Consider the following 15,961-nt stretch of genomic DNA (forward strand, 5'->3'; position numbering starts at 1 on the left):
AGCAGCGCCGTTCAGGTTCATCGGTTTCAGGCTTTGGCGCGGTCCAGCAGGTATTGGGTCAGCAGCGGAACCGGACGGCCGGTGGCGCCCTTGTCCTTGCCGCCACTGGTCCAGGCAGTGCCCGCGATGTCCAAGTGCGCCCAGTTCAGGTTCTTGGTGAAGCGCGACAGGAAGCACGCGGCGGTGATGGTGCCGGCCTTCGGCCCGCCGATGTTGGCGATGTCGGCGAACGGACTGTCCAGTTGCTCCTGGTATTCGTCGAACAGCGGCAGTTGCCAGGCGCGGTCGTCAGCCGCCTTGCCGGCGCTGAGCAGTTGCTCGATCAGTTCGTCGTTGTTGCCCAGCAGGCCGGAAGTGTGTGCACCCAGTGCCACGACGCAGGCGCCGGTCAGGGTGGCGATGTCGATCACCGCTTGCGGCTTGAAGCGCTCGGAGTAGGTCAGGGCGTCGCACAGCACCAGGCGGCCTTCGGCGTCGGTGTTGAGGATTTCCACGGTCTGGCCGCTCATGGTAGTGACGATGTCGCCCGGGCGCGAAGCGGTGCCGCTCGGCATGTTTTCGGCGCAGGCGAGGATGCACACCAGGTTGATCGGCAGTTTCAGCTCAAGCACGGCACGCAGGGTACCGAACACGGAGGCCGCGCCGCCCATGTCGTATTTCATTTCGTCCATGCCGGCGCCTGGCTTCAGACTGATGCCGCCGGTGTCGAAGGTGATGCCTTTGCCGACCAGCGCGTAAGGCTTCTCGGACTTCTTGCCACCGTTGTACTGCATGACGATCAGGCGCGGCGGCTGGGCGCTGCCCTGGCCGACGGCGTAGAACGAGCCCATGCCCAGGGATTTGATCTTCTTCTCGTCGAGCACTTCGACTTTCAGATCCTTGAACTCTTTGCCGAGGTTCTTGGCTTGCTCGCCGAGGAAGGTCGGGTGGCAGATATTCGGCGGCAGGTTGCCCAGCGTGCGGGTGAAGGCCATGCCGTTGGCGATTGCCGTGGCGTGGTTCACCGCGCGCTGCACTTCGGCCTGAGCGGCCTTGATGGTCAGCAGGGTGACTTTCTTCAGGGCGCGCGGTTCGGCTTTCTGGCTCTTGAACTGGTCGAAGGTGTATTCGCCGTCTACCAGGGTTTCGGCCAGCAGACGGGTTTTGCCGTAGCTGTCGCGATTCTTGACGATGATTTCATCCAGGGCCAGCACGGCATCGCTGCCACCCAGGCCTTTGAGCGTGTTGAGGATGCCGGCAACGATTTTGCGGAACGGACGGTCGCCCAGTTCTTCATCCTTGCCCACGCCGACCAGCAGCACGCGTTCGGCTTTCAGGTTCGGCAGGCTGTGCAGCAGCAGGCTCTGACCGACCTTGCCGGCCAGGTCGCCACGCTTGAGTACGGCGCTGATCGCGCCGCCGCTCAATTCGTCGACCTGTTTGGCGGCAACGCCGAGTTTGCGGCCTTCGCCGACGGCAACCACCAGGGTGGCGGTTTTCAACGTTTCTGGGCTAACGCTTTTTACAACCAGTTCCATGTCCGGATCCCTGAATGAATGGTCAACACGCAGGCGTTCGACGGTGTCCGCAGTCGCCTGCTTATAGATAGAAGAGACGCAGGCCAGTGCCTGCGACAAAGGCGGCAGTTTGAACCTCGCTCCCTGCGCCTGACAACCCTCGGCGGCACGATCTTCAACCGATTGCACGCTTGGGTGAGTGTGCGCAGTGACAGGCGCCCTCAATCACAGGATAATGCCGCATCTTTTTTCGACGGCTCTGCCTTGCGGGCCGGTCGAGACGTTTGCTTGTTTGGCCGCCTTAGCCTGACAACCCTGGAGTGTCTGGTTTGATCGTCTTCCGTTATCTGTCCCGTGAAGTGATGTTGACCCTGAGCGCCGTCAGCGCCGTGCTATTGGTCATCATCATGAGCGGTCGCTTCATCAAATACCTTGCCCAGGCTGCTGCGGGCCAACTCGATCCGGGATCGCTGTTCCTGATCATGGGTTACCGTCTGCCGGGGTTCATGCAACTGATCCTGCCGCTGGGTCTGTTTCTCGGGATCCTGCTGGCTTACGGCCGGTTGTACCTCGAAAGCGAAATGACCGTGCTTTCGGCCACCGGCATGAGTCAGCAGCGTCTGCTGCGCATGACCCTGTTTCCGGCGACGCTGGTCGCGCTGGTGGTGGCGTGGTTGAGCCTGAGCCTGGCCCCGCAGGGCGCCAATCAGTTCCAGCTGCTGCTGAACAAGCAGGACGCCCTGACCGAGTTCGATACCCTCGAACCCGGCCGCTTCCAGGCCCTGCGTGACGGTACCCGGGTGACCTACACCGAAACCCTGACCGATGATCGTGTCAACCTCAGCGGCGTGTTCATCTCGCAGAAGAACCTGGGGGCCAATCAGAAAGACCGCGGGATTTCCGTGCTGGTGGCCGAGAATGGTCGTCAGGAGATTCACTCGGACGGCAATCGCTACCTGATCCTGCACAATGGCTATCGTTATGACGGTAGCCCAGGCCAGGCCGATTACCGTGCGATCAAATACGACACCTATGGCGTATTGCTGCCCAAGCCCGATGCCAGCGACGAAGTCACCGACCGTGACGCGATGCCGACATCGACCTTGCTGAGCAACGACGACGAGCGTTCCAAGGCTGAACTGCAATGGCGTATTTCGTTGCCGTTGCTGGTATTCATCGTGACTCTGATGGCGGTGCCGCTGTCGCGGGTCAACCCGCGTCAGGGGCGTTTCCTGAAGCTGCTGCCGGCGATTCTTCTTTATATGGCTTATCTGACCATCCTGATTGCCGCCCGCGGCGCCCTCGAAAAAGGCAAGATCCCGCCGGCCCTTGGCCTGTGGTGGGTGCACGGGATCTTCCTGGTCATTGGTCTGGGGCTGCTGTACTGGGAGCCGTTGCGCCTGAAGCTGGCCAGCCGTCGCAGCGCTGCGCTGGAGGTGGCCCGTGGTTAAACTCGACCGCTACATCGGCAGCAGCGTATTCGTGGCGATCATCGCCGTGCTGGCGATCATTCTGGGTCTGGCGACCCTGTTTGCCTTTATCGACGAGATGAGTGACGTCAGCGATACCTACACGCTGACAGACGTTCTGAGCTTCGTCGTCCTCACCGCGCCACGTCGCCTCTATGAAATGCTGCCGATGGCCGCGCTGATCGGCTGTCTGATCGGCCTCGGCAGTCTGGCCAGCAGCAGCGAGCTGACCGTCATGCGGGCCGCTGGCGTGTCCATCGGACGTATCGTCTGGGCGGTCATGAAACCGATGCTGGTACTGATGCTGGCCGGCGTGCTGATCGGCGAGTACGTGGCCCCGGCCACCGAAAGCATGGCCCAGGCCAATCGCTCGCTGGCACAAGGCAGCGGTGACGCGCAGAGCGCCAAGCATGGCATGTGGCACCGTCAGGGCGAGGAGTTCATCCATATCAACGCCGTGCAACCCGACGGCCTGTTGTATGGCGTGACCCGCTATCACTTCGACAAGGAACGCCACCTGCTGAGCTCCAGTTTCGCCAAGCGTGCGGAGTTCGACGGCAACCGCTGGCTGCTTTCCGACGTGACTACCACGGTGTTCCATGAACGCAGCACCGAAGTATTGAACGCGCCGAGCGAGCAGTGGGACGTGTCGCTGAGCCCGCAACTGCTCAACACGGTAGTGATGGCCCCCGAGGCGCTGTCGATTTCCGGTCTGTGGGGCTACATCCACTATCTGGCGGACCAGGGCCTGAGCAACGGCCGCTACTGGCTGGCATTTTGGGTCAAGGTGTTGCAGCCGCTGGTCACCGCCGCGCTGGTGCTGATGGCGATCTCCTTCATCTTCGGTCCTTTGCGCTCGGTGACCCTCGGTCAGCGGGTGTTCACCGGTGTGCTGGTGGGCTTCACCTTCCGCATCGTCCAGGATTTGCTCGGCCCATCGAGCCTGGTATTCGGCTTCTCGCCGCTGTTCGCGGTGCTGGTGCCGGCCGGTGTCTGTGCGCTGGGCGGGGTCTGGTTGCTGCGACGGGCCGGTTGATGGCCGCGTGGTTGCTAGCGCTTTAACCTCGAAAACGCCTCGGTCGACAGATCGGGGCGTTTTCGTATGCAATCCGGGTGACAGGCGAACGTGACGCTTGCGCCGTGTATCAGGTACAATTCCCGGCTATTTTTCGGCGGGCCAAGCCTGCAGCCTTTTTGAGTGTTGATCCGTGAGTGATTTGAGTCATATCCGCAATTTCTCCATCATCGCCCACATTGACCATGGCAAGTCGACGCTGGCTGACCGTTTCATCCAAATGTGCGGTGGCCTGGCCGAGCGTGAAATGGAAGCCCAGGTACTGGATTCCATGGATCTGGAGCGCGAACGCGGGATCACCATCAAGGCCCACAGCGTTACCCTCTATTACAAAGCCAAAGACGGCGTCACCTACCAACTGAACTTCATTGACACCCCGGGCCACGTTGACTTCACCTACGAAGTCAGCCGTTCCCTGGCCGCGTGTGAAGGTGCCTTGCTGGTAGTCGATGCCGGTCAGGGTGTTGAAGCCCAGTCCGTGGCCAACTGCTACACCGCAATCGAGCAGGGCCTCGAGGTCATGCCGGTGCTGAACAAGATCGACCTGCCACAGGCCGAACCGGACCGCGTCAAGGACGAGATCGAGAAGATCATCGGCATCGACGCCACCGACGCCGTCACCTGCAGTGCCAAGACTGGCCTGGGCGTCGACGAAGTGCTCGAGCGCCTGGTCGCGACCATTCCTGCGCCAACCGGCAACATCGAGGATCCGCTGCAAGCGTTGATCATCGACTCCTGGTTCGACAACTACCTGGGCGTTGTCTCCCTGGTACGCGTGCGTCATGGCCGCGTGAAGAAGGGCGACAAGATCCTGGTCAAGTCCACCGGCAAGATCCACCTGGTCGACAGCGTCGGTGTGTTCAACCCGAAACATACCGCCACCGCAGACCTGAAGGCCGGCGAAGTGGGCTTCATCATCGCCAGCATCAAGGACATTCACGGTGCACCGGTCGGTGACACCCTGACCCTGAGCTCGACCCCGGACGTTGAAGTGCTGCCTGGCTTCAAACGCATCCAGCCACAGGTTTACGCCGGTCTGTTCCCGGTCAGCTCCGACGACTTCGAGGACTTCCGCGAAGCGCTGCAGAAACTGACCCTGAACGACTCGTCGCTGCAGTACACCCCGGAAAGCTCCGACGCACTGGGCTTCGGCTTCCGTTGCGGGTTCCTCGGCATGCTGCACATGGAGATCATCCAGGAGCGCCTGGAGCGCGAATACGACCTGGACCTGATCACCACCGCGCCAACGGTGATTTTCGAACTGGTGCTGAAAACCGGTGAAACGATTTACGTCGACAACCCATCCAAGCTTCCGGATGTGTCGGCCATCGAAGACATGCGCGAGCCCATCGTGCGTGCCAACATCCTGGTTCCGCAGGAACACCTGGGCAACGTCATCACCCTGTGCATCGAGAAACGCGGTGTGCAGGTCGACATGCTGTTCCTCGGCAATCAGGTGCAGGTCACTTACGACCTGCCGATGAACGAAGTGGTCCTGGACTTCTTCGACCGCCTCAAATCCACCAGCCGCGGCTATGCTTCGCTGGATTACCATTTCGATCGTTACCAATCGGCTAATCTGGTGAAACTGGACGTGCTGATCAACGGTGACAAGGTCGACGCCCTGGCGTTGATCGTGCACCGCGACAATTCGCACTTCAAAGGTCGCCAGTTGACCGAGAAGATGAAAGAACTGATTCCTCGTCAGATGTTCGACGTGGCGATCCAGGCTGCCATTGGCGGTCAGATCGTTGCCCGGACAACCGTCAAGGCACTCAGAAAGAACGTATTGGCCAAATGCTACGGCGGTGACGTAAGCCGTAAGAAAAAACTGTTGGAAAAGCAGAAGGCCGGTAAGAAACGCATGAAGCAGGTCGGCAACGTGGAAATTCCACAAGAAGCCTTCCTTGCCGTGCTCAGGTTGGAATAGTCAGGTCCTATGTCACTAAATTTCCCGCTGTTGCTGGTCATCGCCGTGTTCGTCTGCGGCCTGTTGGCGTTGCTCGATCTGCTGTTCCTGGCGCCGCGTCGGCGTGCTGCCATTGCCTCTTATCAAGGCAGTGTCAGCCAGCCCGAAGCCGTGGTGGTCGAGAAACTGAACAAAGAGCCGTTGCTGGTTGAGTACGGCAAGTCGTTCTTTCCGGTGCTGTTCATCGTGCTGGTGCTGCGTTCGTTCCTGGTGGAACCGTTCCAGATTCCGTCCGGCTCGATGAAGCCGACCCTGGATGTCGGCGACTTCATTCTGGTGAACAAGTTTTCTTACGGGATCCGCCTGCCGGTGATCGACAAGAAAATCATCGAAGTCGGTGATCCGCAGCGTGGCGATGTGATGGTGTTCCGCTACCCGAGCGACCCGAACGTCAACTACATCAAGCGTGTAGTCGGCCTGCCGGGCGACACGGTGCGTTACACCGCCGACAAGCGTCTGTTGGTCAATGGCGAATCGATTGCCGAGCAACTGGTCGGTTCCGAGCCGGGCACGCTGGGCAGTGCTGAGCTCTACAAGGAAAAACTCGGCGCTGCCGAGCACCTGATCCGCAAGGAAATGAGCCGCTACCGCGCCACCCCGGACCATACCTGGACCGTGCCGGCCGGCCATTACTTCATGATGGGCGACAACCGCGACAACTCCAACGACAGTCGCTATTGGGATGACCCGAACATTCCCAAGGATCTGCTGGGCATGGTTCCCGATCAGAACATCGTCGGTAAAGCCTTCGCTGTCTGGATGAGCTGGCCGGAACCGAAACTCAGCCACCTGCCGAATTTCTCGCGGGTTGGCCTGATCAAGTAAACAATCACGGCGCTGTTGACCACAGCGCCGAATGCATTTCTGGAGTCGACACAAATCGGCGCCAGGGCATGAAGCCACGATACTCAGGACGTCATTTTTGAACACAGCGTTAATTGTCCCAGGCCTGCGCCGTATCCCGGCGATGGCGGTGGAATCCAGCCACGAACTCAGCGTGGGTAAACCGTGAGCGTTTCTCTAAGCCGTCTCGAGCGCCAGCTCGGTTACACCTTCAAGGATCAGGAGCTGATGCTGCTGGCCCTCACGCACCGCAGCTTTGCCGGGCGTAACAACGAACGCCTGGAATTCCTCGGCGATGCCATCCTCAACTTTGTTGCCGGCGAGGCGTTGTTCGATCGCTTCCCGCTGGCCCGCGAAGGCCAGTTGTCGCGTTTGCGCGCACGCCTGGTCAAGGGTGAGACACTGGCCGTGCTGGCCCGTGGTTTCGACCTGGGTGATTACCTGCGTCTGGGGTCGGGCGAACTGAAAAGCGGCGGCTTCCGTCGCGAGTCGATTCTGGCTGATGCCCTCGAAGCGTTGATCGGTGCGATCTACCTCGATGCCGGCATGGACGTCGCCCGCGAACGCGTACTGGCCTGGCTGGCCGGCGAGTTCGAAGGCCTGACGCTGGTCGACACCAACAAGGATCCCAAAACCCGTTTGCAGGAACACCTGCAATCGCGCGGTTGCGAACTGCCACGCTACGAAGTGGTGGATATCCAGGGCGAACCGCACTGCCGTACCTTCTTCGTCGAGTGCGAAGTGGTTTTACTGAATGAAAAAAGCCGAGGTCAGGGTGTAAGCCGTCGTATTGCCGAACAGGTAGCGGCCGCCGCAGCACTGATTGCCCTGGGCGTGGAGAATGGCAATGACTGATACAAACGCAACTCGCTGTGGCTACGTTGCCATCGTCGGCCGTCCCAACGTGGGCAAGTCCACGCTGCTGAACCACATTCTGGGGCAGAAGCTGGCGATTACCTCGCGCAAGCCGCAGACCACCCGCCACAACATGCTCGGGATCAAGACCGAGGGTGACGTGCAGGCGATCTACGTCGACACCCCCGGCATGCACAAGGGTGGCGAAAAGGCCCTGAACCGCTACATGAACAAGACCGCTTCGGCGGCGTTGAAAGATGTCGACGTGGTGATCTTCGTGGTCGACCGCACCAAGTGGACCGAAGAAGACCAGATGGTCCTGGAGCGCGTGCAGTACGTGACCGGCCCGCTGATCGTCGCGCTGAACAAGACCGACCGCATCGAAGACAAGGCCGAGCTGATGCCGCACCTGTCGTGGTTGCAGGAACAGCTGCCGAACGCGCAGATCATCCCGATTTCGGCGCAGCACGGGCACAACCTCGAAGCACTGGAAAAGGTCATCGCTGATCATTTGCCGGAGAATGATCACTTCTTCCCGGAAGACCAGATCACCGACCGCAGCAGCCGTTTCCTCGCGGCTGAACTGGTACGCGAGAAAATCATGCGCCAGATGGGCGCCGAGCTGCCGTACCAGATCACCGTCGAGATCGAAGAGTTCAAGCAGCAGGGCAAGACCTTGCATATTCACGCGCTGATCCTCGTCGAGCGTGACGGTCAGAAGAAGATCATCATTGGCGACAAGGGCGAGCGCATCAAGCGCATCGGCACCGAAGCGCGCAAGGACATGGAGCTGCTGTTCGACTCCAAGATCATGCTCAACCTGTGGGTCAAGGTGAAGGGCGGCTGGTCCGACGACGAGCGTGCGCTGCGTTCGCTGGGTTACGGCGACCTGTAAGCGATTCGAAGATCAAAAGATCGCAGCCTTCGGCAGCTCCTACAATGTCTTGTTTACACCTGTAGGAGCTGCCGAAGGCTGCGATCTTTTTTTGCAATCCCGACTGGGAAAAACGTTCATGTCGCAAACCCCACCTCCGGCCCAACTCGCCTACGTCCTGCATTCGCGTGCCTACCGCGAAACCAGCGCGCTGGTCGACTTCCTCACGCCGCAAGGTCGGCTGCGGGCGGTGTTGCGCAGTGCGCGGGGCAAGGCCGGGACGCTGGCGCGACCGTTCGTGCCGCTGGAAGTGGAGTTTCGTGGCAAGGGTGAGCTGAAGAATGTCGGGCGCATGGAAAGTGCCGGTAACGCGACCTGGATGGTCGGTGAGGCGCTGTTCAGCGGCCTCTATCTCAATGAACTGCTGATCCGCCTGCTGCCCGCCGAAGATCCGCACCCGGCGGTGTTCGATCATTACGCCGCGACGCTGCTGGCCCTGGCCGAAGGTCGGCCATTGGAACCGCTGCTGCGTTCCTTCGAATGGCGCTTGCTGGACGATCTCGGCTATGGCTTCTCCCTGAACACCGACATCCACAGCGAACCCGTCGCCCCGGACGGTCTCTATCGCCTGCAAGTGGATGCCGGACTTGAGCGCGTCTACCTGCTGCAACCGGGCTTGTTCAACGGCGTTGAATTACTGGCCATGGCCGAAGCCGATTGGACAGCTCCCGGCGCGCTGTCGGCGGCCAAGCGTCTGATGCGTCAGGCACTGGCCGTTCATCTGGGTGGTCGCCCCCTCGTCAGCCGCGAGCTATTTCGCAAGCCCTGATATGCTGTGCGCCGAATCTTTCCCTTCAGGAGCGCATCCGTGACCACCAGCAATCGCATTCTTCTTGGCGTGAACATCGACCACGTCGCCACCCTGCGTCAGGCCCGTGGCACGCGCTATCCGGATCCGGTCAAGGCGGCGCTGGACGCGGAAGAGGCGGGTGCCGACGGCATTACCGTGCACCTGCGCGAAGACCGTCGGCACATTCAGGAGCGCGACGTGCTGCTGCTCAAGGACGTGCTGCAGACCCGCATGAACTTCGAAATGGGCGTCACCGAAGAAATGATGGCGTTCGCCGAGCGTATCCGCCCGGCGCACATCTGCCTGGTGCCGGAAACCCGTCAGGAACTGACCACTGAAGGCGGTCTGGATGTAGCGGGGCAGGAAGAGCGCATCAAGGCGGCGGTCGAGCGCCTGTCGAAGATCGGCAGCGAAGTGTCGCTGTTCATCGATGCCGACGAGCGGCAGATCGCCGCGTCCAAGCGCGTCGGCGCACCGTCCATCGAGCTGCACACCGGGCGTTACGCTGATGCCGAGACTCCGACCGAAGTCGCCGAAGAGCTCAAGCGTGTGGCGGACGGCGTGGCGTTCGGTCTGGCCCAAGGCCTGATCGTCAACGCCGGGCATGGCCTGCACTACCACAACGTCGAAGCCGTGGCGGCGATCAAGGGCATCAACGAACTGAACATCGGCCATGCGTTGGTGGCGCATGCGTTGTTCGTGGGCTTCAAGTCGGCAGTGTCCGAGATGAAAGCGCTGATTCTGGCTGCCGCCAAGCACTAAGCAACAACACAAACCCCTGTAGGAATGAGCCTGCTCGCGATAGCGGTGTGTCAGACAACATCAGGTTGGCTGACACACCGCTATCGCGAGCAGGCTCACTCCTACAATTGATTTGGGGTGTTGGTTAAAGCGGGGCAGGCTCTTGCGCCGGTTTGGATTTGTCGATCCCTGGCACGTGCAGATTGCCTTCAGCCACCTGATCGCCTTCAAGCTGCGGCTGGGTCACCCAGGTCAGGATGTCGTAGTAGCGACGGATGTTCGCCACGAAATGCACCGGCTCGCCGCCCCTGGCGTAGCCGTAGCGGGTTTTGCTGTACCACTGCTTTTGCGACAGGCGTGGCAGCATCTTCTTCACGTCCAGCCATTTGTCCGGGTTCAGACCTTCGCGGGACGCCAGTTTGCGCGCGTCATCGAGGTGGCCGCTGCCGACGTTGTAAGCCGCCAGCGCGAACCAGGTGCGGTCCGGCTCCTGAATCGAATCGTCGAGCTGATCCTTCATGTAGGCCAGGTACTTGGCGCCGCCCATGATGCTTTGCTTGGGATCGAGACGGTTTGACACACCCATGGCCTGGGCGGTGTTCTGGGTCAGCATCATCAAGCCGCGCACGCCGGTTTTCGAGGTGACGGCCGGTTGCCACAGCGATTCCTGATAGCCGATGGCCGCGAGCAGGCGCCAGTCGACTTTCTCTTTCTTGGCGTAGGTCTTGAAGTGCTGTTCGTATTTGGGCAGGCGCTGCTGCAAATGCTGGGCGAAGGTGGTCGCGCCCATGTAGCCGAGGACATCGACGTGGCCGTAGTAACGGTCCTTCAGGCGTTGCAGGGTGCCGTTCTTCTGTACTTTGTCCAGATACGCGTTGATCTCGTTGAGCAGGCTGTTGTCTTCGCCGGCGGCCACCGCCCAGCTCTGGCTGCGTGCATCGCCGAGGTCGAAGGCTACGCGGATATTGGTGAAATACACCTGGTTCATCGCCACTTCGTTGGAGTCGACCAAGGTCAGGTCGATCTGGCCTTCATCGACCATGCGCAACAGGTCGACCACTTCAACGGCGTCGGATTCTTCGTACTCGATGCCGGGAAATTTCTTTTTCAGCTCGGCCAGTTGTTCGGCGTGAGTGCTGCCCTTGAGCACCATGATCTTCTTGCCGACCAGATCGCCGGGATCGGTCGGGCGAGACTGGCCGTTGCGGTAGATGATCTGCGGGGTGACTTCGAGGTAGGAGTGGGAGAACCGCACCTGCTTCTTGCGATCTTCACTGCTGACCAGGCCGGCCGCCGCCAGCACCGGGCCGTTCGGCTTGCCGATCTGGTTGAACAGGTCGTCGAGGTTGTCGGCGGTCTCGATCTTCAACTCGACCCCCAAATCGTCGGCGAAGCGCTTCACCAGCTCGTATTCGAAGCCGGTTTCACCGCTGCGATCCTGAAAGTAGGTGGCGGGGCTGTTACGGGTAATCACCCGCAGCACACCATCCTCCTTTACGCGCTCGAGTGTGTTGGGTTTATCAACACAGCCACCGAGCATCAGGAAGAGTCCGGTTGCGATCAGCCATTTGGCGTACCGCGGACGCAAAGCCGTTGGGAAAAACATCTGCGCAGTATACGCAAACGGCCACGGGCGCCATATCTCGACAGTGAAGGGCTTGTCTGCTAGAGATCACAAAACTGGCCGAAACCCCGCAGGAATGGGGCTCGACGGCATTTTGTTACAGTAAAAATAAGCCTGCGTCAGACCCCCGTTAAATCTGACTTCAAAGGCAGAAACACAGATTGATATCCGAGTGCAACCGTGCGTAGCGTTTCGGGTGATGTTGAGGGCGGTTTAGGCTAGAATGCACGGCCTCAAAGCACACCCCTTCCCGAGGCTGTCCCGAAGATGTTGATCCTGCGCGGCGCTCCTGCCCTTTCTGCCTTTCGCCACAGCAAACTCCTTGAGCAACTGAGCCAGAAGGTTCCAGCTGTCAGTGGCCTGTATGCTGAATTCGCTCACTTCGCCGAAGTCACCGGCGTCCTGACCGGCGACGAACAGCAGGTGCTTGCGCGCCTTCTGAAGTACGGCCCAAGCGTTCCGGTACAAGAGCCGACCGGCCGTCTGTTTCTGGTGTTGCCGCGTTTCGGCACCATCTCGCCATGGTCGAGCAAGGCCAGCGACATCGCCCGCAACTGCGGCCTGAGCAAGATCCAGCGCCTGGAGCGCGGTATCGCGTTCTACGTGGCCGGTCAGTTCAGCGACACCGAAGCCCAGCAAATCGCCGACGTGCTGCATGACCGCATGACCCAGATCGTGCTGGGCAATCTGGAGCAGGCCGCCGGTCTGTTCAGCCACGCCGAGCCGAAGCCGCTGACCGCGATCGACATCCTCGGTGGCGGCCGCGCCGCGCTGGAAAAGGCCAACACCGAGCTGGGCCTGGCCCTGGCCGAAGACGAGATCGACTACCTGGTCAACGCCTTCAACGGCCTCAAGCGCAACCCGCACGACATCGAACTGATGATGTTCGCCCAGGCCAACTCCGAGCACTGCCGCCACAAGATCTTCAACGCCAGTTGGGATATTGACGGCCAGAGCCAGGAAAAAAGCCTGTTCGGCATGATCAAGAACACCTATCAGATGCACAGCGAAGGCGTGCTGTCCGCTTATAAGGACAACGCTTCGGTGATCGTCGGCAACGTCGCCGGCCGCTTCTTCCCGGATCCGGAAACCCGCCAGTACGGCGCGGTGCAAGAGCCGGTGCACATTCTGATGAAGGTCGAGACCCACAACCACCCGACGGCGATTGCCCCGTTCCCGGGCGCCTCCACAGGTTCCGGTGGCGAGATCCGCGACGAAGGTGCAACCGGTCGTGGCGCCAAGCCAAAGGCCGGCCTGACCGGTTTCACCGTGTCCAACCTGCAGATCCCGGGCTTCGAACAGCCGTGGGAAGTGCCGTACGGCAAGCCTGAGCGCATCGTCACCGCGCTGGACATCATGATCGAGGGCCCGCTCGGCGGCGCCGCGTTCAACAACGAATTCGGCCGTCCGGCCCTGACCGGCTACTTCCGTACCTTCGAACAGTCGATCACCACCCCGCACGGCGACGAAGTTCGTGGTTACCACAAGCCGATCATGCTGGCTGGCGGCATGGGCAACATCCGCGAAGAACACGTCAAGAAAGGCGAGATCGTGGTCGGCTCCAAGCTGATCGTCCTCGGCGGCCCGGCGATGCTGATCGGTCTGGGCGGCGGCGCCGCTTCCTCCATGGCCACCGGCACGAGCTCGGCGGATCTGGACTTCGCTTCCGTTCAGCGTGAAAACCCTGAGATGGAGCGTCGTTGCCAGGAAGTCATCGACCGTTGCTGGCAGCTGGGCGACAAGAACCCGATCAGCTTCATCCACGACGTGGGTGCGGGCGGTCTGTCCAACGCCTTCCCGGAACTGGTCAACGACGGCGACCGCGGTGGCCGTTTCGAACTGCGCAACATTCCCAACGACGAGCCGGGCATGGCCCCGCACGAAATCTGGTCCAACGAATCCCAGGAACGTTACGTTCTGGCGGTCGGCCCGGCCGACTTCGAGCGCTTCAAGGCGATCTGCGAACGTGAGCGCTGCCCGTTCGCCGTGGTCGGCGAAGCCACTGCCGAGCCGCAACTGACCGTGACCGACAGCCACTTCGGCAACAACCCGGTGGACATGCCGCTGGAAGTGTTGCTGGGCAAGGCCCCGCGCATGCACCGTTCGGTGGTTCGTGAAGCAGAACTGGGCGATGACTTCGATCCGTCGAACCTCGACATCACCGAGTCCATCGAACGCGTTCTGCATCACCCGGCCGTGGCGAGCAAGAGCTTCCTGATCACCATTGGCGACCGCACCATCACCGGCCTCGTGGCCCGTGACCAGATGGTTGGCCCATGGCAGGTTCCGGTGGCCGACGTGGCCGTCACCGCTACCAGCTTCGACGTTTACACCGGTGAAGCGATGGCAATGGGCGAGCGTACGCCGCTGGCACTGCTGGACGCCCCGGCGTCGGGCCGCATGGCCATTGGCGAAACCCTGACCAACATCGCCGCTTCGCGCATCAACAAGATCTCCGACATCAAACTGTCGGCGAACTGGATGTCCGCCGCCGGTCACCCGGGTGAAGACGCACGTCTGTACGACACCGTGAAAGCGGTCGGTATGGAACTGTGCCCTGAGCTGGGCATCACCATCCCGGTGGGCAAGGACTCGATGTCCATGGCCACCCGCTGGAACGACAACGGCGAAGAAAAAACCGTGACCTCGCCGATGTCGCTGATCGTGACCGGTTTCGCCCCAGTGGCTGACGTGCGTCAGACCCTGACGCCGGAACTGCGCATGGACAAGGGCACCACCGACCTGATCCTGATCGACCTCGGTCGCGGCCAGAACCGCATGGGTGCCTCGATCCTTGCTCAGGTACACGGCAAGCTCGGCAAGCAGGCGCCGGACGTCGATGACGCCGAAGACCTGAAAGCCTTCTTCGCTGTCATTCAGGGCCTCAACGCCGACGGTCACCTGCTGGCTTACCACGACCGTTCCGACGGTGGTCTGCTGACCTCCGTGGTGGAAATGGCCTTCGCCGGTCACTGCGGTCTGAGCCTGAACCTGGACAGCGTTGCCGAAAACTCGGCAGAAATCGCTGCGATCCTGTTCAACGAAGAGCTGGGTGCGGTCATCCAGGTTCGTCAGGACGCCACCCCGGACATCCTCGCGCAGTTCAGCGCGGCCGGTCTGGGCGACTGCGTGTCGGTGATCGGTCAGCCGATCAACAACGGCCAGATCAACATCACCTTCAACGGTGACACCGTGTTCGAAGGCCAGCGTCGTCTGCTGCAACGTCAGTGGGCCGAGACCAGCTACCAGATCCAGCGTCTGCGCGACAACGCCGACTGCGCCGAGCAAGAGTTCGACGCGCTGCTGGAAGAAGACAACCCGGGCCTGAGCGTCAAGCTAAGCTACGACGTCAACCAGGACATCGCCGCGCCTTACATCAAGAAAGGCATCCGCCCACAGGTGGCCGTGCTGCGTGAGCAGGGCGTCAACGGTCAGGTGGAAATGGCGGCCGCATTCGACCGCGCCGGTTTCAACGCGATCGACGTGCACATGAGCGACATTCTGGCCGGCCGCGTCGACCTGAACGAGTTCAAAGGTCTGGTGGCGTGCGGTGGTTTCTCCTACGGCGACGTGCTCGGCGCCGGTGAGGGCTGGGCCAAGTCCGCGCTGTTCAACAGCCGCGCTCGCGATGCCTTCCAGGGCTTCTTCGAACGTAATGACAGCTTCACCCTCGGCGTGTGCAACGGTTGCCAGATGATGTCCAACCTGCACGAGCTGATCCCGGGCAGTGAGTTCTGGCCGCACTTCGTGCGCAACCGCTCCGAGCAGTTCGAAGCGCGTGTGGCGATGGTGCAGATCCAGGAATCGAACTCGATCTTCCTGCAGGGTATGGCCGGTTCGCGCATGCCGATCGCCATTGCTCACGGTGAAGGTCATGCCGAATTCTCCAGCGAAGAAGCACTGCTGGAAGCCGATCTGTCCGGTTGCGTGGCGATGCGTTTCGTCGACAACCACGGCAAGGTCACCGAAGCCTACCCGGCCAACCCGAACGGTTCGCCGCGCGGGATCACCGGTCTCACCAGCCGTGATGGCCGTGTGACGATCATGATGCCGCACCCGGAGCGTGTGTTCCGCGCCGTGCAGAACTCGTGGCGTTCGGAAGACTGGACCGAGGACGCTCCTTGGATGCGCATGTTCCGTAATGCGCGCGTCTGGGTGAACTAAG

At 61.1% G+C, this 15,961-nt stretch carries 11 protein-coding genes; 9 read left to right on the forward strand and 2 right to left on the reverse strand.

The window, feature by feature from the left end:
* Positions 1-26: 26 nt before the first annotated feature.
* On the reverse strand, positions 27-1,517 hold the full coding sequence (locus NN484_RS01540) for a leucyl aminopeptidase (RefSeq protein WP_127650874.1): 1,491 nt from the start codon (positions 1,515-1,517) through the stop codon (positions 27-29).
* Positions 1,518-1,825: 308 nt separating this feature from the next.
* Here NN484_RS01540 and lptF point away from each other — a divergent pair, with 308 nt between their 5' ends.
* The 8 genes from lptF (at position 1,826) to pdxJ (ending at position 10,193) form a co-directional block, all read left to right on the forward strand.
* Positions 1,826-2,947, forward strand: coding sequence for an LPS export ABC transporter permease LptF (gene lptF, locus NN484_RS01545; RefSeq protein ID WP_274658483.1), 1,122 nt, complete (start codon positions 1,826-1,828; stop codon positions 2,945-2,947).
* Complete coding sequence (lptG, locus tag NN484_RS01550; RefSeq protein WP_215501748.1) at positions 2,940-4,001, forward strand: LPS export ABC transporter permease LptG; 1,062 nt, start codon at positions 2,940-2,942, stop codon at positions 3,999-4,001. Before lptF ends, lptG begins: the two co-directional genes overlap by 8 nt.
* A gap of 172 nt (positions 4,002-4,173) precedes the next feature.
* Positions 4,174-5,970: a translation elongation factor 4 gene (gene lepA / locus NN484_RS01555; protein ID WP_041064736.1), complete on the forward strand. Its 1,797-nt coding sequence runs from the start codon at positions 4,174-4,176 to the stop codon at positions 5,968-5,970.
* A 9-nt stretch (positions 5,971-5,979) separates the two neighbouring features.
* Positions 5,980-6,834: a signal peptidase I gene (lepB, locus tag NN484_RS01560; protein WP_127650868.1), complete on the forward strand. Its 855-nt coding sequence runs from the start codon at positions 5,980-5,982 to the stop codon at positions 6,832-6,834.
* 183 nt (positions 6,835-7,017) lie between these two features.
* Positions 7,018-7,707 carry a ribonuclease III gene (rnc, locus tag NN484_RS01565; protein WP_024011703.1) on the forward strand — a complete coding sequence of 230 codons (690 nt, stop codon included), beginning with the start codon at positions 7,018-7,020 and terminating at the stop codon, positions 7,705-7,707.
* A complete protein-coding gene (gene era, locus NN484_RS01570) occupies positions 7,700-8,602 on the forward strand; it encodes a GTPase Era (protein ID WP_064586098.1) in 903 nt (300 codons plus the stop codon). The genes rnc and era overlap by 8 nt, the downstream gene beginning before the upstream one ends.
* Before the next feature lie 118 nt (positions 8,603-8,720).
* Positions 8,721-9,410: a DNA repair protein RecO gene (recO, locus tag NN484_RS01575; protein ID WP_003221937.1), complete on the forward strand. Its 690-nt coding sequence runs from the start codon at positions 8,721-8,723 to the stop codon at positions 9,408-9,410.
* A 39-nt stretch (positions 9,411-9,449) separates the two neighbouring features.
* Positions 9,450-10,193 carry a pyridoxine 5'-phosphate synthase gene (pdxJ, locus tag NN484_RS01580; RefSeq protein ID WP_215501746.1) on the forward strand — a complete coding sequence of 248 codons (744 nt, stop codon included), beginning with the start codon at positions 9,450-9,452 and terminating at the stop codon, positions 10,191-10,193.
* Positions 10,194-10,317: 124 nt separating this feature from the next.
* Here the strand turns inward: pdxJ and mltF are convergent, their stop codons facing one another.
* Positions 10,318-11,778 (reverse strand): membrane-bound lytic murein transglycosylase MltF, encoded by a 1,461-nt coding sequence (gene mltF, locus NN484_RS01585; protein WP_127650866.1) that lies wholly within the window; start codon positions 11,776-11,778, stop codon positions 10,318-10,320.
* 285 nt (positions 11,779-12,063) lie between these two features.
* Between mltF and purL the strand changes: the two genes are divergently transcribed.
* A complete protein-coding gene (gene purL, locus NN484_RS01590; protein ID WP_215501745.1) occupies positions 12,064-15,960 on the forward strand; it encodes a phosphoribosylformylglycinamidine synthase in 3,897 nt (1,298 codons plus the stop codon).
* Position 15,961 lies beyond the last annotated feature (1 nt).

This window comes from Pseudomonas serboccidentalis, from assembly GCF_028830055.1.
Taxonomy (GTDB): Bacteria; Pseudomonadota; Gammaproteobacteria; order Pseudomonadales; family Pseudomonadaceae; genus Aquipseudomonas; species Aquipseudomonas serboccidentalis.

Coding starts and splice junctions, on each gene's coding strand:
- NN484_RS01540 (WP_127650874.1), bottom strand. CDS start 1,517: ATGGAACTGGTTGTAAAAAGCGTTAGCCCAGAAACGTTGAAAACCGCC.
- lepB (WP_127650868.1), top strand. CDS start 5,980: ATGTCACTAAATTTCCCGCTGTTGCTGGTCATCGCCGTGTTCGTCTGC.
- era (WP_064586098.1), top strand. CDS start 7,700: ATGACTGATACAAACGCAACTCGCTGTGGCTACGTTGCCATCGTCGGC.
- recO (WP_003221937.1), top strand. CDS start 8,721: ATGTCGCAAACCCCACCTCCGGCCCAACTCGCCTACGTCCTGCATTCG.
- mltF (WP_127650866.1), bottom strand. CDS start 11,778: ATGTTTTTCCCAACGGCTTTGCGTCCGCGGTACGCCAAATGGCTGATC.
- purL (WP_215501745.1), top strand. CDS start 12,064: ATGTTGATCCTGCGCGGCGCTCCTGCCCTTTCTGCCTTTCGCCACAGC.